General features: G+C 62.6%; 15 protein-coding genes. All 15 read right to left on the bottom strand.

Annotated elements, in window-relative coordinates:
- Positions 1 to 7 precede the first annotated feature (7 nt).
- On the bottom strand, positions 8 to 1,954 hold the full coding sequence (locus ACE3N6_RS03685) for a type VI secretion system Vgr family protein (protein WP_374243823.1): 1,947 nt from the start codon (positions 1,952 to 1,954) through the stop codon (positions 8 to 10).
- Between the two features lie 37 nt (positions 1,955 to 1,991).
- Positions 1,992 to 3,401: a tetratricopeptide repeat protein gene (locus ACE3N6_RS03690; RefSeq protein ID WP_374243824.1), complete on the bottom strand. Its 1,410-nt coding sequence runs from the start codon at positions 3,399 to 3,401 to the stop codon at positions 1,992 to 1,994.
- A gap of 54 nt (positions 3,402 to 3,455) precedes the next feature.
- Positions 3,456 to 4,007: a hypothetical protein gene (locus ACE3N6_RS03695; RefSeq protein WP_374243825.1), complete on the bottom strand. Its 552-nt coding sequence runs from the start codon at positions 4,005 to 4,007 to the stop codon at positions 3,456 to 3,458.
- On the bottom strand, positions 3,997 to 4,911 hold the full coding sequence (locus tag ACE3N6_RS03700) for a hypothetical protein (protein ID WP_374243826.1): 915 nt from the start codon (positions 4,909 to 4,911) through the stop codon (positions 3,997 to 3,999). Before ACE3N6_RS03700 ends, ACE3N6_RS03695 begins: the two co-directional genes overlap by 11 nt.
- Before the next feature lie 53 nt (positions 4,912 to 4,964).
- Complete coding sequence (gene tssH, locus ACE3N6_RS03705) at positions 4,965 to 7,703, bottom strand: type VI secretion system ATPase TssH (protein ID WP_374243827.1); 2,739 nt, start codon at positions 7,701 to 7,703, stop codon at positions 4,965 to 4,967.
- On the bottom strand, positions 7,700 to 8,782 hold the full coding sequence (gene tssG, locus ACE3N6_RS03710; protein ID WP_374243828.1) for a type VI secretion system baseplate subunit TssG: 1,083 nt from the start codon (positions 8,780 to 8,782) through the stop codon (positions 7,700 to 7,702). The genes tssH and tssG overlap by 4 nt, the downstream gene beginning before the upstream one ends.
- On the bottom strand, positions 8,758 to 10,632 hold the full coding sequence (gene tssF / locus ACE3N6_RS03715) for a type VI secretion system baseplate subunit TssF (RefSeq protein ID WP_374243829.1): 1,875 nt from the start codon (positions 10,630 to 10,632) through the stop codon (positions 8,758 to 8,760). Before tssF ends, tssG begins: the two co-directional genes overlap by 25 nt.
- A gap of 10 nt (positions 10,633 to 10,642) precedes the next feature.
- Positions 10,643 to 11,119, bottom strand: coding sequence for a type VI secretion system baseplate subunit TssE (locus ACE3N6_RS03720; protein WP_374243830.1), 477 nt, complete (start codon positions 11,117 to 11,119; stop codon positions 10,643 to 10,645).
- Between the two features lie 4 nt (positions 11,120 to 11,123).
- Positions 11,124 to 11,939 carry a type VI secretion system accessory protein TagJ gene (locus ACE3N6_RS03725; RefSeq protein ID WP_374243831.1) on the bottom strand — a complete coding sequence of 272 codons (816 nt, stop codon included), beginning with the start codon at positions 11,937 to 11,939 and terminating at the stop codon, positions 11,124 to 11,126.
- 67 nt (positions 11,940 to 12,006) lie between these two features.
- Entirely contained in the window at positions 12,007 to 12,501 is a 495-nt protein-coding gene (locus ACE3N6_RS03730; protein WP_374243832.1) for an Hcp family type VI secretion system effector, read from the bottom strand.
- A gap of 159 nt (positions 12,502 to 12,660) precedes the next feature.
- Positions 12,661 to 13,131 (bottom strand): Hcp family type VI secretion system effector, encoded by a 471-nt coding sequence (locus ACE3N6_RS03735; protein WP_374243833.1) that lies wholly within the window; start codon positions 13,129 to 13,131, stop codon positions 12,661 to 12,663.
- A 133-nt stretch (positions 13,132 to 13,264) separates the two neighbouring features.
- On the bottom strand, positions 13,265 to 14,761 hold the full coding sequence (tssC, locus tag ACE3N6_RS03740) for a type VI secretion system contractile sheath large subunit (protein WP_374243834.1): 1,497 nt from the start codon (positions 14,759 to 14,761) through the stop codon (positions 13,265 to 13,267).
- 79 nt (positions 14,762 to 14,840) lie between these two features.
- Positions 14,841 to 15,350: a type VI secretion system contractile sheath small subunit gene (tssB, locus tag ACE3N6_RS03745; protein ID WP_374243835.1), complete on the bottom strand. Its 510-nt coding sequence runs from the start codon at positions 15,348 to 15,350 to the stop codon at positions 14,841 to 14,843.
- A 62-nt stretch (positions 15,351 to 15,412) separates the two neighbouring features.
- Positions 15,413 to 16,459 carry a type VI secretion system protein TssA gene (tssA, locus tag ACE3N6_RS03750; protein ID WP_374243836.1) on the bottom strand — a complete coding sequence of 349 codons (1,047 nt, stop codon included), beginning with the start codon at positions 16,457 to 16,459 and terminating at the stop codon, positions 15,413 to 15,415.
- Positions 16,460 to 16,533: 74 nt separating this feature from the next.
- On the bottom strand, positions 16,534 to 19,305 hold a 2,772-nt coding region (locus ACE3N6_RS03755; protein ID WP_374243837.1), incomplete at its 5' end, for a beta strand repeat-containing protein.

Genomic DNA, 19,305 nt, shown 5'->3' on the forward strand with positions numbered 1-19,305 from the left:
CGGTCCCTCAACCGTTGAGACTGATCTTTGGGCCGGCTACCGCCACGCCAGCGCCATCGATGGTGATCGACGAGGCACCGAAGCTCAGGGTGATGCTGCTGGGCTTGATCGCTACCGTCGATCCGCCAACCGAAAAGGTGATGGACGTGGGCGAGGTATAGCTCGCCGCTCCAGTGATGGTGTGGTCACGAGTGCCCTGGATGGCGACTGTCTCATTTCCCTGGATGCTGACATCCCGGTCCTTGGTGATAGCCACCGTTTCATTGCCTTCAACCGTGCGGGTCCGATCTTTGTTTACAGTAAGCGTCTCATTGCCATCCACCGTTTCGGTCCGATCATTGTGAATGGTGATCGTTTCGTTATGTCCTACGGTTTCCGTTCTGTCGTGCCCCACATCGGTGGTTTCGTCGTTTTCCACGACGTTGTCCTGGTTCTTCTCGGCGTGGATGTAGAGCTGCTCGGCTCCCTTCTTGTCTTCGAAGCGGATTTCGTTGAAGTTGCCCACACCGCCGCCCTTGGTCGAGCGGGTCTTGATGCCGGTCTGGGTCATGTTGTCGGGCAGCGCGTAGGGAGGCATCTGGTCGGCGTTATAAACGCGGCCGGTGATGATCGGGCGGTCCGGGTCGCCTTCGAGGAATTCGACGATGACCTCCTGGCCGATGCGCGGGATGGCGATCATGCCCCAGTTCTGTCCGGCCCACGGGTGGGAAACGCGAATCCAGCAGGAACTGTTCTGGTCCTTCTTGCCGTAACGGTCCCAGTGGAACTGGACCTTCACGCGGCCGTATTTGTCGGTATAAATCTCGTCGCCGGCCGGGCCGACGACAATGGCGGTCTGTGGCCCCTGGACGATAGGCTTGGGGGTAAGGCGCGGTGGGTGGAAGATCTGCGCTGACGGGATGGCACGAAAGCGCAGGCTGATGAGTTCGGTGGTGACCAGTTCGGACTCGAGCGGGCTCTCTTCGACCCGATAGTCGGCGAGGGTGATGAGGTATTCCTGATTCTGGTCGATGCGCGGGTGTTCACACAGCTTGAAAACCCCCCCGGTGGCCAACCCGGCCGCATTGCCCTCGCCGTTGAAGTGGTCGAATTGATGACGCATCTCCTCGATGCGCACGGCGGCGACACGCTGGCCTTCACCGCGCTCTTCGTATTCGCCAGGATAATCGAAGATATCGAAGGCCGCCTGGTGCTGGTGCTTGAGCGGACGCGCCGGGCCGGCGTCGGCCTGCATGTCGGCGCGAGGCTTCTCGAAGTTGAAATCGCGCTGAATGAAGCGGGTGGGCTGAATCTCTGCGCCGTGGGACCACTCGCGGATGCCTTCATCGGCGCGGGCGTGGGAGGCTTCGGGTTCGCGGAACGGCACCTCGTCGTAGTGGTCGGCGGCAACATGAGCGTTGAGGCTGTCGGCGATGATGAGAGTGTGCTTGCCGTTCTGGTGGCGGAAGAAGAAGTGCATGCCTTCCTGCTCCATCAGCCGGGCGAGGAAGTTGAAGTCGCTTTCGCGATACTGAACGCAGTAATCCCAAGTGGTGTAGCGGGCGGTGAGGTGAAACTCGAAGTCGGCGTAGGGGTGATCCGCGAACACGGCTTCGATGATCTGCCGGATGGACTTGTCCTGGAAGATCTTGCAGTCACTGGTTCGGGTAAGCAGCCACGTCCAGGGGCGAACAACGATGAGATATTGGTGATGGCGGTTGTGCTGCCCGACCTGGTAGAAACCGACGGCCAGCCCGTTGAATTCGCGGGTGCTTCCGTGGGGCGTGGTGACAGCCACCGAGATAGGGTGGCCGAGGAGTTCGTCAGCCTGGATGTCACCGCGACGAGACAGCACCGTAATTCGGTACTCGCCGTTGCGCGAGAGTCCGTCACTACCTTCAAGCCGGCTGAATTCCAACAGCGGGCCCAGAGGGGTGGCGATTTTGACGAGCCGGTCGACTTTCATTGCGAACATCGAATCCTCCGCTGGCACGCGTGCCTTGCTTTTCGAATCATAGCCCGGGCAGCTCCGTGTCGGCGCACAGATTCATGACGGACGCGTCCGGTCGGGGCGCTGCCTGGGTGACGATGATCAGGCCATTCACTGGAGACCCTCCTTCGGTACGCAGCACCGCGGGATCAATGCTTAGCACATGGAACCCTGCCCCTTTGAGACAGTCGCGCACGTAGGGCGCCGTGTGGGCATAGCGGCCGTTAGGATTGAGAATGTGGCCGGACGATGCCGTGTCCCCGGCGTCCTCCACCGAGAAGGCAAACACCCCTTGCGGCCGCAGAGCCTGCCTCGCAGCAGCACTCACGGTCTCGAGCGGGCCGAAGTAGCACAAGGTGTCGGCGGACAGGATCACGTCGTAGGCGCTGGCTTCGTCGGGCATGCGCAGGAACTCGCTCAACTCGATGCGATATAGCTGGTCGTAGCAGCCCTTGCCTTCGGCGCGGTGGAGCATGCCCACTGACAGGTCGACGCCCACCAGGCGCGCGGCCCATGGCACCACCAGTGGGCCGCACAGCCCGGTGCCGCAGCCGGCATCGAGGATGTCGAGCTGCTTGGCCGGCGCGGGCAGGTAGCGACCAAGCGCCTCGGCCACTAGCTCGGGCGCCCGGTAGCGCAGGCGCACCTTGAGCTGCTCCTCGAAGCTCTCGGCGAAGCGGTCGAAGGTGTCGACGATGTAGTCGTCACCGGCTCGCTCTGGCACGTCGCAGCCCGAGCAGGCGGCGTACATGTGACGGGCAGTTGGGTCGTCCGGTTGCTGCTCGAGCCACTGGCGAAACACCTCGGCCGCCTCGGCAAGTTGTCCGGTGGAGTAGTAGGCCAGCCCGAGTAGCTTGTGTCCGTCGGGGTGCTCGGGCATCAGGGTGATCGACTTGCAGTAGTACTGCACCGCGGCCTTGATGTCATCGCGCGCGGCATAGAGCATGCCGAGGTTGTTGTAGGCGCGAAAATGCTTCGGGTCGAGTTCGACGGCCAGTTGGTATTCAGCCTCAGCGGTTTCTGGCGCTTCAGTAACCCGGTAGAGCACGCCAAGGTTGTTGTGGAAGTCAGCGCGCCGCGGATCAAGCGCGATGGCCTTCCGGTAGCTGTCAGCGGCAGCCTCGACCCAACCCAGCGCGGTGCACACGTTTCCCAGGTTGTTGTGGAAATCGGCGAAACCCGGCGCCAGATCGATGGCGCGGCTGAGCAGTTCGATGGCTTCGTCGGAGCGCCCCCGCTGGAAGCACAAAAGGCCGAGGTAGTGCAGCGCATCGGGATGCGCGGGCGCCAGATCGAGTACGCGCCGGTAGAGGGTTTCTGCGGCATCGAGCTGCTGCTTGCGCTGGAGCGACACGGCGTAGTGGATGGCTTCTTCGAGGCTCAGCTCGCCAGTGGGGGCGCTTTGGGGGGGTTCGGTCTGGGTCGTTGACATGAAGGGCTTGTTCGAGACGGAGTTCCGGCGGGCCGGATCGGTTGGGGTGCGGCCTTATCGGCGCTTGACCGGCCACTGGTTTGGCGGCGGGAAGAAGGCCCGTGGCGTCTCGGTGCATTCGCGCACGCGCAGGGTTTTGAGGCTCACCTGCCCGCCGCGGACCTGATAGACGAGGTATTGCCCGCAATCGCCGATTCCCCGGTATTTGCGCAGGACGCGCAGGGTCTGACCGTCGGGATCGACGCCGAGCAGGCTGCCGGTGAGCACCGGCGAGACGTAGCGGGTGCGCTGGCCGGGCGCTTCGGATTCGAACTGTGGAAAGCTGAGCAGCGCGCCACCGTCCGGCGTGCGTCGGTAGATCAGGCTGGTGCCCTGGTAGGCCCAACGCTCGCACAGGATCTGGACGTAAGCGCGCCCCCGGGCGGCCGGCAGTTCGACGACGCCGCTGCGCTCGGGATCCGGGGATGCCTGCGGGCAGTCTTCCGCCGACCATTGCAGGCGGGCCAGCCAGTCGGCCCGTTCGGTGGCGGCGGACGGGTCTGCGCCGATAGCTGGCAGGGCGAGCAGGAGCCGGCAGCAGGCGGTGGCGAGGCGGTCAGGAGCCATTGCAGTAGCGCAGCAGGTATTCGATGTTGGCCGCGTAGGCGGCGATCAGCGCAGCCTGGTCGTGCCCGTTGATGATGCGGCGGGCGTTCCGGTAGTCGAGCTGGGCACCCGAGATGTAGTCGGAGAGCTTCTTCCCGGTGAAGGAGCCGTGGCGCATGCCGTAGGTCATCACCGAGTAGGCGGTGGCGGCGTCCAGCGCGTTGGCCGGGTAGAGGTACAGGCTGTCTTGCCCCGACAGACCGAGGGCGGCGTCCATCTTCTTGTAGTTGGAATCCCAGGTGAGCTGGACGAAGCCGCGGCCATAGTAGGTGTTCTGGAGCTTGGTCTGGTTGGGGCCGTCCACGCTCACCACCTGGCCGTAGTCCTTGCCAGCGCCCTTGCCGTATTCCTCGATCGGCATCCAGGTGTTGGCGCACTCGTGCTTGACGGTCGCGAGCATGTAGGCGGCCCAGCGGATGTCGGTGATGTCCCTGTCGGCAATCAGGCGGTCAACGATGTCGTACAGCCCCAGCTCGGCGCTGGCGCCCAGCCCCGGCACGGGATACTGGCGGCGGTACAGGTCAATGAAGGTGTCGATGGTGAAGCGCCCGAAGGTGACTGCGCCGAAGCCCTTGGGTAGGTAGCTGACGCTACGGCCGGCGCGGTTCGTGCATTTGTCCAGGCAGGCGAGGGTCTTGCCGCCGGGGTCGACGCGGCCGTCCGGGCGGGCAGACCGGATGGACGGGTGGTTGGCCTGGAACGACTTGATGGCGCCGATCAGCGCGTCATCCACTAGGCCGCTCATCGGCAGCGGCTGGTCGAGCCCGGTGTAGCTGTCGTTGTTGTTGATCAGATTGATGATCTTGATGACATCGACGGGTTTGTTGCCCCCGGCACTGCCAACTGATTCCGCGATCACAGTCATTCTGGCCTCCTCGTTTCACCCGTCCGCCGCGCACGCCGCCGCCAGGGTTTATGTCAGTCGAAGCTGTACTGGAAATCGTTGCCTTCGACGCCCACGTGCACCCGTTCGATCGGTTTGCCTTCGAGCATCCGCCGCAGAAATTCCTCGCTGATGCGCGGCAGCATGGTGTTGGTGAGGATCGCGTCGATCATCCGCCCGCCACTTTCAAATTCGGTACACCGGCTGGCGATGAGCTTGATGACTGCGTCGTCGAAGGTGAAAGGCACCCGGTGGTTCTCGCGCACGCGCCTAGCGATGCGGCCCAGTTGCAAGTGTGCGATGGCGCCGATCATCTCGTCGTTGAGCGGGTAATAGGGAATCACCGCCAGCCGCCCCAGCAGCGCCGGGGGGAAGACTTTGAGCAGCGGTTCCCGCAGCGCCTTGGACATACCTTCGGCGTCGGGCATCAGGTCCGGATCCTTGCACAGGCTGGTGATGAGTTCGGTGCCGGCGTTGGTGGTGAGCAGGATCAAGGTATTCTTGAAGCTGATGACGCGCCCTTCGCCGTCTTCCATCCAGCCTTTGTCGAAGACCTGGAAGAAGATCTCGTGTACATCCGGGTGGGCCTTCTCGACTTCGTCGAGAAGCACCACGCTGTAGGGCCGGCGCCTTACCGCCTCGGTGAGCACGCCACCCTCGCCGTAGCCGACGTAGCCCGGTGGAGCGCCCTTGAGCGTGGAGACGGTGTGCGCCTCCTGGTATTCGCTCATGTTGATGGTGATGACGTTTTGCTCACCGCCGTAGAGCGCCTCGGCCAGCGCCAGTGCGGTCTCGGTCTTGCCGACGCCGGAGGTGCCGGCAAGCAAGAACACACCGATAGGTTTGCTGGGATTGTCGAGGCCAGCGCGAGAGGTCTGGATGCGCCGGGCGATCATTTCCATTGCGTGATCCTGGCCGATGATGCGCCGGGCGAGAATTTTGGGCAGATTGAGCACCGTTTCGATCTCGTTGCGCGCCATCCGGCCAACCGGGATGCCGGTCCAGTCGGCAACAACGCTGGCCACCACCTGATGATCGACGGTGGGCAGGATCAACGGGTGCTCGCCCTGCAGGTCGATGAGTTCGGTCTGCACCGCATGTAGGCGGGCCAGCAGCGCGTCGCGGTCGAACGGCGCCTCGGCGGCACTATACGCTGGAAGCGAATGGGTCGGCGCCGGCTGCGCTTCGGCAGCTGCCGCCTCCACCGTGCTCCCGGTACCCTCAACGGGCTGCAAGCTACCGCGCAACTTGCCACGCAGGGCAAGGAGTTCATCCACCAGTGTTTTTTCCATCGTCCAGCGAGCGTCGAGTTGGGCGAGGCGGGCCACCTCGGCTGCCAGTGCTTCGCTGGCGGAGGCTTCGCGCTCAGCCACGTCGAGGCCGATGTCCTTTTCGCGGCCGATGATCTCCAGCTCGGTTTCGAGCCCTGCGATGCGCTTTCGGCTGTCATCCACTTCGGCTGGGGTGGCATGCAGGCTCACCGCGACCCGTGCGCTGGCGGTGTCGAGCAGGCTCACTGCCTTGTCGGGCAGCTGGCGGGCGGGAATGTAACGGTGCGAAAGTTTGACCGCCGATTCGAGCGCTTCGTCGAGAATCTGCACCTTGTGGTGGTTTTCCATCGTCGTGGCGACGCCACGCATCATCAAGAGCGCCTTGGCCTCGCTTGGTTCATCCACCTGGATCGACTGGAAACGGCGGGTCAGCGCCGGGTCTTTTTCGATGTATTTTTTGTATTCGGCGAAGGTGGTGGCACCGATGGTGCGCAGCGTACCGCGGGCCAGGGCCGGCTTGAGCAGGTTGGCCGCGTCACCGGTGCCCGCCGCGCCGCCTGCGCCGACGAGGGTGTGGGTTTCGTCGATGAACAGGATGACCGGCTTGGGGCTGGCCTGGACTTCGTCGATCACCGAACGCAGGCGCTGCTCGAACTCGCCCTTCATGCTGGCGCCGGCCTGCAGCAGGCCCACGTCAAGGGTGCGCAGCTGCACGTCCTTCAGGCTGGGCGGCACGTCTCCGCGAGCGATACGCTGGGCGAAACCTTCGACTACCGCCGTTTTTCCGACACCGGCCTCGCCGATCAGGATCGGGTTGTTCTGACGGCGGCGCATCAGGATGTCCACCACCTGACGGATTTCCTCGTCGCGGCCGACGATCGGGTCCATCTTGCCGGAACGGGCCTGCTCGGTGAGGTCGGTGGTGAAGCGCTTGAGCGCTTCCTGCTTGCCCAGCTCGGCGGGCGGAATCGCCCCGCTGGCCTCGCCGGGCGCGGCGCCGGGGCCGTCGCTGGCGGCCAGCGCCTCCTCGGGCGAGCCGGCGACGATCTTCTCGAAATCCTCGGTCAGCGTGTCGCTGCGGATGCGCTCGAACTGGCGCGAGATCGCCATCAGCGCATTTCGCAAGCTGGGCGTCTTGAGCGCACCGACAATCAGGTGGCCGGTGCGCACATGGCTTTCGCGGTACATCAGCGAGCCGTACACCCAGCCACGCTCGACGGCGTTCTCGACGGCCTCAGAGAGATCGGAGATCGACGTGGCGCCCCGTGGCAGACGGTCAAGCGCGGCGATGATGTCGCCAGCGAGTTTGCCCGTGTCCAGTTCGAAATGGCGGATGATCCGATGCAGATCGGAATCCTGCGTCTGCAGGATCTGTTGGATCCAGTGCACCAGTTCGACATACGGATTGCCGCGCAGCTTGCAGAAGACCGTGGCGCCCTCGATGGACTTGTAGCCCAGGCTGTTGAGTTTGCCAAAAAGTGCGACCCGGCTGATCTCGCTCATGTTCGTGTCACCGTGTGATTTCGGAAAAATGTGGGGGGGGTTGCGACGTGGCGCTTGAGGGCTTGTTCCACATCGAGGATCAGATCGGCGGCCGGTGCATCACTGCGCCGCCGGCCAAGCCAGCTGGTGTAACCGAGTCGATTGCCGCGGCCCAGGCGCAGCGGTGGCACGCTGAGCGTTTTCAGCACGAGTTGCGCGTCCCAGGTGTATTCGAGGCCGGCATAGTTGCGCACCGCCGCCTGCAACTGGGCGATGCCGGCGCCGCCAGGCAACAGGTTGCAGTAGCCAACGAGGTCAGTGGGGCCAAGGCGCAGGCGGAATTTGTACTGACGATCCCACACTCGCTTGCCGAGCAGGGTGTTGCGGCCAAGGGTGCAGCACCCGGTCCCAAGGCGCGAGCGGTCGCGATCGCGCACCGGCATCCAGTGGCCGACGAACTGCTCGACCTCGACCGGAACCCGGAAAACACCGCCGACAAACTGGCCGAGCCCTTCGGCGTTGCGCACCTGGCGGTTGAGTAGCGCGGCGTGGTGGAGCTTGACGAAATCCGGCAGCGCATCGCGCCGACGCACGCCCGGCAGGCCAATGCCCGCCAGTGCGCCGACGTAATCGCCGAAACGATCCTCCGCCGGACGGTCGAGGCTGACGCAGGGTTGGGCTTGCGCCCATGCGCGGTAGAACAGGCTCAAAAAGCGGTGGTGGATGATGTCCGCGAAGCGGGCGAAGGCCGGGTCGCCGGCCTGCAACTGGCGACCGTAGGCATATTCGGTCAGATGCAGCGGTAGCGGGCCGTTGGGGCCGAACAGGCCGAAGAAGCGGACTTCGAGCCATGGCGGGCGGCCCACTTCGCCAGAAACGACCCGCGCCAGCGTGGCCGGCGCAAAACCAAGGGACGGTTCCTGACCTAACCGCACCGGTTCGTCGGCTGGCCGGGCGGCGGTGCCGATGCGCGGTAAGGTTGGACTCAGGCATTCGATGCGGCGCAGCGCCTGATGAAAATCCCACGACCACGGCTCACTGCCGATGGCAGCGAGAAACTCGTCGATACCAGGCCTCAAAGGATGGGTCGAAGTCCGCATCGCGCCGGCCAATGCATGATCTCGCCGCGCACAACGGTGCGCAGCACGGTTTCTGTGAAGCTGTTGATGCTTACATGACGAGCCAGGAAGTGTTCCAGCACACTGCCAAGCAGAAAGGCGCTGCCGCCTTCGAAGAACATCTCGTCCATTTCAAGCACTACCTCCAGCCCACGCCCGAAGCACAGCGGCCCGGGCATTGGCAGGCGGGTGATGACGGGTTCACAGCGGATCGAGCGCAAGCCGTCCACCTGCTTTCTCAACCCCACCTCTGCGGAGCTAGCATACAGCCCGAGCAACTCGCGCAACGCAGCGGCACCCTGACGCGCATCGGTGTCGAGCAGCGACAGATAGTTGAGCGACAGCTGACTGATGAAACTCCACGCCTGCGCGCCCTCGGCCACCGCCGAATAGGGCCGCGACGGTCCCTTCACGCAACGGATCGCCTCAACCGGTGCGGCCACTTCCAACGAGAAGTCGCTGGCACTGGCTCCGGTCGGCATGATGATCGGCAGGTCGCGGTTGGTGCATCTGGCCAGCAGCGAGAGCTGGCGCAGGTCGGAGCGGTAGGGCGCCTCGCTGGGATCGACGAGGGACAGGAAGACCTCACTGCCAATGTAACTGGTGCGGGCCCCACCCCTCTGCTGGCGCTCGGAATACAGGCGGGGTTCGCGACGCAACGAATAGTAGCCGTGGGGATGAGAATCGGCCCCATAGTAGTCTGCGTAAAAGGGCTCGAAGCGTTGCTGGCTGTCGACGCCCGAGCCATAGCCGGTGACTTCCCGCAGATCGTAGATTTCAAAATCCATTGGTCGCGTGCGGTCGGGCACCACGTGGAATTCGCTGGTGCTGTCGCTAACCTGGATGCGATCAATACGTTTTTCGAAGAGGTTGATCGCTGGCGTGCAATTGAGCAGGAAATTCGAGCGGTCTACGACCGTTTCTAGGCCCGCCTCGCCCCGTCCGAACAGCACCATGAGTTCCATCTCGGGCGTATCGTTTGTGGCCACCATTGCTGCCAACCCGCTCAACTCGAGAAACAGGTAGCGCTGCGGAAAAGAGAAATACTCCTGCAGCAGCCGATAGCCACTGAAATTGCGCGCGCTCGCAGGCAACAGCGCTTCGTCGTCGGCAAAGCCCGGCTGGCGCACTGTCTCGCTAGGCAGGAATCCAAAACGCGCCCGACCTTGTTCTCCCACGCCTTGCAGCACACCAAGGCAGGCGCTGCCAATCAGTTCGTGGAGCTTAAAGGCGGCATCCTCGGAACCGCCCAGATAAAAACGCAGCGCATCGATCCTGGTCTGCGAGAAATTGAGCCCAGCGGAGCAGCGCAGACGCAGCCGAATACCACCCTTGCAGGGGCCGCGTAGCGGCAGACCCGCTAGCGGCAGATCCGGCGCAAAGGAAAAATAACTGGCTTTGACCAATTCGACCGGCCACAGGGTAAGCGCGTGAGCAGTGCTGAACTGGCTCGGACTAAAATCGTTCTTGCCCGGCGCACCACGGATCACCGTCCCCCTCGGCACCACGCTTCCTGAAGCAAGGTTGGCGTCGGTCAGCATCGGCTGAAACTGGGCGATTAGCATCGCTGGCGTCGGCGCCATGTAGTGAGGGTAAAGCATCCCCAGCAAGCGCTGGGAGAAGCGTGGAAACTCAGCGTCGAGCTTGAGCTGAACCCGCGCGGCGAGGAACGCTGTGCCTTCGAGCAGGCGCTCGACATAGGGATCGTGAACCTCGATGCCCTCCATCCCGAGTCGCCCAGCGATATTGGGAAATGCCTTGGCAAACTCTGCACCCATCTCACGCAGGTGCAGCAGTTCGCGGTTGTAGTGTTGGAGCAGTCGTGGATCCATAGCAATCTGCTCAGCGGAGGACTTCGGCAAGCGCCACCTGGCCGGTCTCCAGATCCACTTCCGTTCTCAGCAGAAGTTCGAGGGGCACCGGCTGTGCCCAAATCTGGGCCGAAATTTTGACGCAGACGACGTTGTGCGAGCCGAGCACGTTGCCGTTGTCGATCGCCTCGACCAGCAGGGACTCCGCGAGAATCCGCGGCTCGAAGCGCAGGATCGCGTTACGGATCGACGCTTCAAGACCGTGCATGTCGAGGGTCGAGGCGATCTCGCCGGCGAAGGCAGGCATACCGTAGTTAAGCACCGAACGCTCGACTTCTGGGTAGGCCGAGAGATCTTCACTGGCACCGAGGCGGACAGCGTTCATCAGCGAGGTCAGATCGCGTCGCACCGCCGCGTGCAACTCAATCTTGGTGAGCACGCGCCCCTCCAGCGTGAAACGGTCGAACAGCGTGGGCTGCAGACGGTCGCTCGGTGTCGGTTCCGTCACGGACTTACTCCCCGGCTGTAGCAGGCGAGAAGATCATCTCGCGGGTGTCCATCAGTGGAAAATCGCCAATGTCGGTCGTGAAGACACGCTGCCCCAGGCCACAGAAAACGCCTGCAGGGCGCTCGACCCATTCGGTCTTGCGGGCCAGTCGGACGAGTGGATCGGCGTCGAACTCTGACCTCGGATATCGGGTCGGGATGATGCCGACGGTTTCTCCACCATTGGAGAACTCGAAGTGCGCTGGCATCCAGACCGCATCGCGCAGGTCTTGCGGCGGCTCGATGACGATCCGCGCGATATGGACGAATGGCAGCCAGTAATAGCGGCCATTGATGACCGCCTCGCAGATGGGGCCGAGCCGCATGTCTGCGTCGGCGATCCACGCGAAGGCCTTGCCGTCAATGCTGCCAGCACTAGTTGGCGCCTCGTCAAATGCCCGCTTACGCAGCGACTCGGCACCGTCGGCGTTGCCCTGCCCGGCGGTGAGCAGCGATTCGATCAAGAGCGCAAGCCAGTTTTCGGGCTGACCGAAGATCACCGGTGACCGCCTGCCGGAAAACACCTCCGCGCGCAGCAATTCACAACGCAGGGTCTCGCGGTACATCTGCGCCATCGCGAGCACCGCAGCATCGAGATCGGCAGCGATATTAAGTTGGGTGAGCGCTCGCTCCCACTGACCAAGCACCGCCAACAACTGGAACAGGAAGACGCGCAGTGCAGCGTCGCCAGGGCTGGCCCGGACGCCGGCCTGCAGAAAGCCGAGCGCCTGATCGACGTCGCCGTTGCTCAGGGCTTGTTCGGCAGCTTGGACTGGGTTCATGGAACGGGATCCGGAAAGGTGGCGCCGCGCGCACGCGGCCTGTGACAACACGGCATCGTGACGAAAACTATGCCTTGAGGTTGATCTCGGTTTCGAACGTCATCGTGCCACGCCCGCCACCTGTCTTGCCCTGGGGCACATACTCGACGGACACCTTCTGGAAGCTCAGCGCCAGTTCTTCGGTGAGCACTGACGAGTCGCCTCCCTCGCTGCCGCCTACGCGATGGTGGGTGAGGCGCCCCTTCTCGATGGTGATTGTGAAGTACTCCAGCGCATCCGCACCGCCAGCCTTACGCACGGTGAGGACGGCTTTCTTGATCAATTCGTTATTGCGTAGCGCCGACATCAGCGCGGTGGTCGCGCTATCCACCTGTTTAACGATGTGCAGTTGATCGAACGCCGTGCGGGCAACCGCGTTACCAAACGCATCGGACGGGCTGTCCATCCCCCACGACCACGACACCACGTCGATCTCGCCAGCGTGCCGCGGGTCGGCCGTCTCGCCCTTGATCGGCCCCTGCTTCGCGCCGTCAATCTTCAAAAACATGTCGCGCAAGGCCATGATGCTAACCCTTCAGGATATGAATCCCAACCGCAAATATGATTTATTCGGAACGCGGAATCGATACTTCGGCCCCCACAGCACGTGCCGGAGAATACCGCATCGGTAGCCAAGCGAAAGGCGCTGGTCATCATCAACCGGCGCCCCCCACCGACGCCATCAGCCGCCCGCGGCGTTCTGCGCGATGTCCCAAGCAGCGATCTTCGCGCCGCCTTCCTTGCCGCCCTTGGCACTTTGCGGCTGGTATTCGAACTTGAACTCGGCGAAGTTGAGTGTCACGTTTTCAGTCAGGCGATCTTCTCCGCCGCTGCCACCAGTGGTCACAGAAGTGACGATCACCTCCTTCATGGTGATCTTGATGTATTCAAGAGGATCCTTACCGGCCTTGCGCACCGTGAGGAGGGCTTCGTCGTAGTGCTCGCCAGAGCAGCAGCCGAGGATCAATGCGTTGCTCGAGCTATCCACGTATTTGGTGAAGGAAAGATCCTGGACGCTGACCTTGCCACTTCCGCCGCCGCCACCGACATGGGTGGTGCCACTCTGCGACATGCCCCAACTCCAGGCCAGCACATCGATTTCTTTCTTATGAGTCTTATCGGTCGATTCACCTTCAATCGTCTTGATCTTCATGAACATATCGACAGCCATTTTCGTCTCCTAGAGAGTTGAACCACGTGCTACCCGACGATCAGTTGGTCGGTCGCACCTTTCACCTTTGCAATACCCGGCGACTCTGCCTGAGGGCAGGACCGCCTGGCACACCTTACCCGGCTTTCTGGGAAGGCAGTTTCGAAACGAGCCGCAGCGAGACCGTGAGGCCTTCAAGCTGATAGTGCGGCCGGAGGAAGAACTTCGAGGAGTAGTAACCTGGGTTACCTTCGATCTCCTCGACAACGACTTCAGCCGCAGCCAAGGGCCGACGTGCCTTGGTCTGCTCGGTTGAGTGGGCAGGATCGCCGTCCACATAATTCATGATCCAGTTCTGGAGCCAGCGCTCCATGTCGGGACGTTCCTTGAACGAGCCAACCTTGTCCCGAACAATGCATTTTAGATAATGTGCAAAGCGGCAGCAAGCAAAGAGATAGGGCAGGCGCGCGGCCAGATTGGCATTCGCTGTGGCGTCTGGATCGTCGTATTCGGCGGGCTTTTGCAGTGACTGCGCGCCGATAAAGGCGGCGAAGTCCGAGTTCTTGCGGTGGATCAGCGGCATGAAGCCACTCTTCGCAAGTTCGGCCTCGCGACGGTCGCTGATAGCGATTTCGGTTGGGCATTTCATGTCCACACCGCCGTCGTCAGTCGGGAAGGAATGCACCGGTAGGTTCTGCACCGCGCCGCCCGATTCTACGCCGCGGATGCGCGAGCACCAGCCGAACTCCTTGAACGAGCGATTGATGTTCACCGCCATCGCGTAGGCTGCATTGGCCCAAGTGTATTTGCGGTGATCGGCGGCCCCGGTGTCTTCCTCGAAATCAAAATCGTCAACCGGGCTGGTGCGAGCGCCGTAAGGTAGGCGCGACAGGAAACGCGGCATCGCCAGCCCGATGTAGCGGGCATCGTCAGAGTCACGCAGTGAGCGCCAGGCGGCGTATTCGGGAGTTGAGAATATCTTGGTGAGATCCCGCGGATTGGCGAGTTCCTGCCAGGAATCCATCTGCATCACGGTGGGCGACACACCGGCGATGAAGGGAGTGTGGGCAGCCGCCGAAATCTTGGCCATCTCGCCAAGCAAACCGACATCCTGCGGTGAGTGGTCGAAATAATAATCGCCGACGAGACAGCCGAAGGGTTCGCCGCCAAACTGGCCGTACTCCTCTTCGTACACCTTTTTGAACAGTGGGCTCTGATCCCACGCCGTACCCTTGAAGCGCTTGAGCGTCTTGCCCAGATCGTCTTTAGAGATGTTCATGACCCGCACCTTCAGGGTCTCGTCGGATTCGGTGTTGCTGACGAGATAATGCAGGCCGCGCCATGCGCCTTCGAGCTTCTGGAACTTGTCGTTGTGCAAGATCAGGTTGATCTGCTCGGAGAGCTTTTTGTCGAGTTCGGCGATGATCGCCTCGATCGATTTCACCACATCCTCGTCGATCAGCCGGGTTTGGGAGAGCGCTTGTTGCGCGAGGGTCTGGACTGCTCGACTAACTTCCTCGCGGGCTTCGTCCGACTTCGGCTTGAATTCCTTCTGGAGCAGTGAAGCGAAGTCGCTCCCCTCGACCGTTACAGCGCTGCCGAGTCCTTCGGCTTGGGTTTGTTGATCGGACATTCGAAAAACCTCCAGTGCATGCATGCGCCCCTGCCGGGGCAAACGGCTTCGTTCGATGGAAATTGGCGAGGGGATCACCTCAGCCGGCTGCCTCGTCTTTCGGGTTGGGCGCTGCGGCCAACGACTGGAGCAGGGCCGGATCGTTGAGCACCTTAAGGATCAGTTCCTCGGCGCCGCTCTTGCCATCCATGTAGGTGATGAGGTTGGAGAGTTGCTGACGGGCGGTTAGGAGTTTGTTAAGCGCGTCGACCTTACGGGCCACGGCGGCCGGCGAAAAATCGTCCATCGAATCGAAGGTCAGTTCGACGTTAAGGTTGCCCTCACCGGTCAGCGTATTGGGTACCTGAAAGGCAACGCGGGGCTTCATGGCCTTCATGCGGCTGTCGAAGTTGTCCACATCGATGTCGAGGAACTTACGTTCGGTGACCGGCGCTAGCGGATCGGCCGGCATGCCTGAGAGATCGGACATCACCCCCATCACGAACGGAAGCTGAATCTTCTTCTCGGCCCCGTAAAGCTCCACGTCGTACTCGATCTGAACGCGGGGTGCCCGGTTGCGGGCGATGAATTTTTGACTGCTGCCTGACATTTTGGCCTCCGAGAGACGGATACGTTTGAATCACCGGTACTGCATCCGAAGTACTGCTTTCGTTATTCTTCCTCGTCCTTGTTCAACTTCTCGCCGACCACCGTTTCCGCCTGTACAAGGCCGTCAGGCGCGACGTCCTGCATCAGCTCGAGAAAAGACATGTTCATCATCCTCTGCGCCCGGCGCAACAACAACTGAACCGGATTGGTAGGTTCGCTCCGGGAAAGATAATCGCATAAACGACCGAGTATTTGTATAACGTCTTGACGGGAGCAGATCTCGCCAGCGACCACCGTGGTCGGTCGCCCGGCAGCGGTGGTCGCGCGCCCTTCCGGCGCATCATTTGAGGCAGCAGCAGTCTCCGCTAAAGGCGCCGACAGACCGACCGCCTGAACAACGCTGTAGAGCGTGGCTTCCAGCATTTTCAGATTAGGAGCATACGATTCGCCTACCCGCTCACCGATGATCCGGCCAATGTTCTTCGCTCCGACCAAGGCTTCGGAAGCGAGCGTGGGGAGGTCAGGGTTTTCTTTGACGGCCGCGGCGATCAAGCCCGCCAACTGCGCTTCAGTCAGCTTGGTTCCATCTGCGCCGGGTGGCAGACGCCCTTGGGCAATTTCGATCTCCCGCACCGTAAGTTGACCGAGACTGCGGGAGCGGAGCACGAAGCTGGAACGCAGGTCGGCAATACCGGCTTCAAGGGACGACAGTGGCAGAAGCGCATTGATGCGCATCGTCGGATCGTTGTCCTCGTCTGCCTCTAGCTCAGGATGAACACTGTCCCAGTAGCGTTCAAGCAGTCGGTTGATCAGCGTCAAGCCGCCGGCGATTGCTACAAATCCGGTGGTGTGGAGCAGTGCCCGGGTCAGGTACACGGCCACCCGCAGATCCTTGGTACGGCCAAGGAGTGCTTCGGCGAGAGACTGCACCGTGTCCCAATTGACGTTTGATCCCTGGATCAGGATCGCGTCGCCACCGTCCTTTCGGAACTCCTCGCTGCGCTTCTCACGCGACGCCTCCTCAAGGCTCAGGAAATCGAGGTCATCCTCAAGGTTGGGACCGCACGGACAGTCGTCGGAAATCGGCTCTAACCAAATCTCTGTCGTCATGCTTGCCTCGTCGTGAAGATGGAACCGGACAGCGTGCGATTACTAAATTTCACTCTAGTCTCCAATCATCGGACTCACTGCGCCGGGCCAGCTGCGGGAGCGCACACCACCATCTCGCCGACCATCATGCCGACGCAGCGTTGGCTAGGCGCGACGCCCTGAAAGCGGTCAACTGCCGCCTGCCCAACCCGCGTTTCGGTGATGACACCCTTGCGTAGCTGTGCGGCGACGTTTTCGTTGGAGAAACCACTTTCCAACTGCTCCTTGCGAACCTGGTTGAGAATTTCGGCTACGGCCGTCTGAACTGCGTCATATGCCGACGAATCTTCGATTTTGACCCCATTGACAACCACTGCCCGGATTACATTCTTTGGAATGTCAATCGGGAATACCAGATATCGCTTGATCGGGCCGACGGCGTCTTCACCCGGCTGGAGATTGGTGCCGAGATAGACCGGCACCTGCCCACTGCTGCCTTCCTTGTTGAAGGGATCAACCGCGATGGTCTGCAGCAAGCTGTTGCTGGTCTGGCCCGCGACAGCACCGAAACTGACCGAGATGGGCACATCAAGAGTTCCGAAGCTGTACCCCGACGTGTTCGGTTCGGAGATCACGAAGATTGACGGCAGAATCGCGTAATCCTTGTCCTCGGAGCGGGTCGGGCCGGTGGCGATGTTGCGTCCGTCGCCAAAAGCCGTAGCAGCGACGTGAGTCTGGATCTTGCCGCCTCCGCCGTTGATCGCCCGGGCGATAAGCATCACGCTATCCGAATTGATCGACGGCTTCCTGACGGACGTCACTGGATCGATACTTCCGGGTGCTACGGTGATGGTGTCAGAAGCAATCGCGACGATGGTCTTGGGCTGATTCGTGCCCTGGCTCTCGTCGGCCTTGGTGATTGCCGAGATGCCGCCCTGGATCTGGTTCGTTCCGTCGTGCATCAAAGTCCGGTTGGCACCTGTGGCCTTCGAGAAGACGGAGAGCAGGTCGCCTAGGCGCGTGGTACTGCGGGACGGATCGCTCATTGCAACGGAAGCGTCAGCAGACAGGTCGATGGATCCTTTTCCGTTGGCGATCAGCAAGAGCGTCACGTTCGGACCAGTCAAAATCCGAGCGCCGGCCTGCTGGTAGATACTGGCGCCGTAGATGGCCAACTTGTTCGGCAACCCGCTGGCATTCTGCACCGAGACGTTCGACACGTCACTTGATCCCATCACTGCGCCAGAGATGATCTCAAGCGAACCGCTTCCAGTGATGGACAGGTTGCCGAGCGGAATCGCGTTGGGGCTTCGGATGCTGGAGGTGGCGTTCGTCAGCGCCATGCTGCCGGAAACCTCAATCTCGTCGGCAGAGAGTTGCGTATCGCCCGTTGCCAGGGTCACGGCCAGCTTGCCGTGGTCACTGGCGATCACAGTCGTTCCGCCGCTCACTACCATGGGCGAGCGGAACAGGTTGGCGCCGGTGGAGAGGTCAATCCCGTTACTGCCCGCGTCGACTGTGGTGGAGCCAGTCACGTCCAGCGCACCAGTCTGGCTGATCGGGCCGGCGGCGGTGGCATTAAGGTTGCCGCCGATGGAGCTGGTGCCGAAGACGAGCGCGCCGCCGGCGTGATAGGTGACGTCGCCGGTGGTACCGACACTGCTGGCGAGCGCGCCGGTGGTGGTCGCGAGAAGGCTGCTGGCTGTACCGCTGGCACTGAGGCTGGCGGCGTCGAGGGTGGCGGCGCCGGTGTGCAGGGCCACATCGAGCGCGTTGGCATCGCGTAGCGCGGTGGTACCGCCGACTGCGCTGACGGCGCCGCCGAAATCGTTACCAGCGTTGCCAAGCGTGATGGCGTTGGCGCCCGCATCGAGCGTCGTGGTGCCGCCGACGACGAGCGCTGCCGTCTGGCTGATCGGGCCGCTGGCGGTGATCGCGGCGTTGCTGTCGACGGTGGTGGCGCCCAGACTGAGCGCGCCGGTGTGGGTGTTCAAGCTGCCGAAGTACCCGGATAGATTGGCGGGGCCGGTAGTGGTGACACTGAACAGACCGCCGACCCGGTTGGCTTCGGCCAGGGTGACGGCCTGGCTGCCCGCGTCGACGGTGGCGGTACCGGTGACGTCCAGCGCACCAGTCTGGCTGATCGGGCCGGCGGCGGTGGCATTAAGGTTGCCGCCGATGGAGCTGGTGCCGAAGACGAGCGCGCCGCCGGCGTGATAGGTGACGTCGCCGGTGGTACCGACACTGCTGGCGAGCGCGCCGGTGGTGGTCGCGAGAAGGCTGCTGGCTGTACCGCTGGCACTGAGGCTGGCGGCGTCGAGGGTGGCGGCGCCGGTGTGCAGGGCCACATCGAGCGCGTTGGCATCGCGTAGCGCGGTGGTACCGCCGACTGCGCTGACGGCGCCGCCGAAATCGTTACCAGCGTTGCCAAGCGTGATGGCGTTGGCGCCCGCATCGAGCGTCGTGGTGCCGCCGACGACGAGCGCTGCCGTCTGGCTGATCGGGCCGCTGGCGGTGATCGCGGCGTTGCTGTCGACGGTGGTGGCGCCCAGACTGAGCGCGCCGGTGTGGGTGTTCAAGCTGCCGAAGTACCCGGATAGATTGGCGGGGCCGGTAGTGGTGACACTGAACAGACCGCCGACCCGGTTGGCTTCGGCCAGGGTGACGGCCTTGCTGCCCGCGTCGACGGTGGCGGTACCGGTGACGTCCAGCGCACCAGTCTGGCTGATCGGGCCGGCGGCAGTGGCATTAAGGTTGCCGCCGATGGAGCTGGTGCCGAAGACGAGCGCGCCGCCGGCGTGATAGGTGACGTCGCCGGTGGTACCGACACTGCTGGCGAGCGCGCCGGTGGTGGTCGCGAGAAGGCT

This window comes from Zoogloea sp., assembly GCF_041904905.1.
Classification (GTDB): Bacteria; Pseudomonadota; Gammaproteobacteria; order Burkholderiales; family Rhodocyclaceae; genus Zoogloea.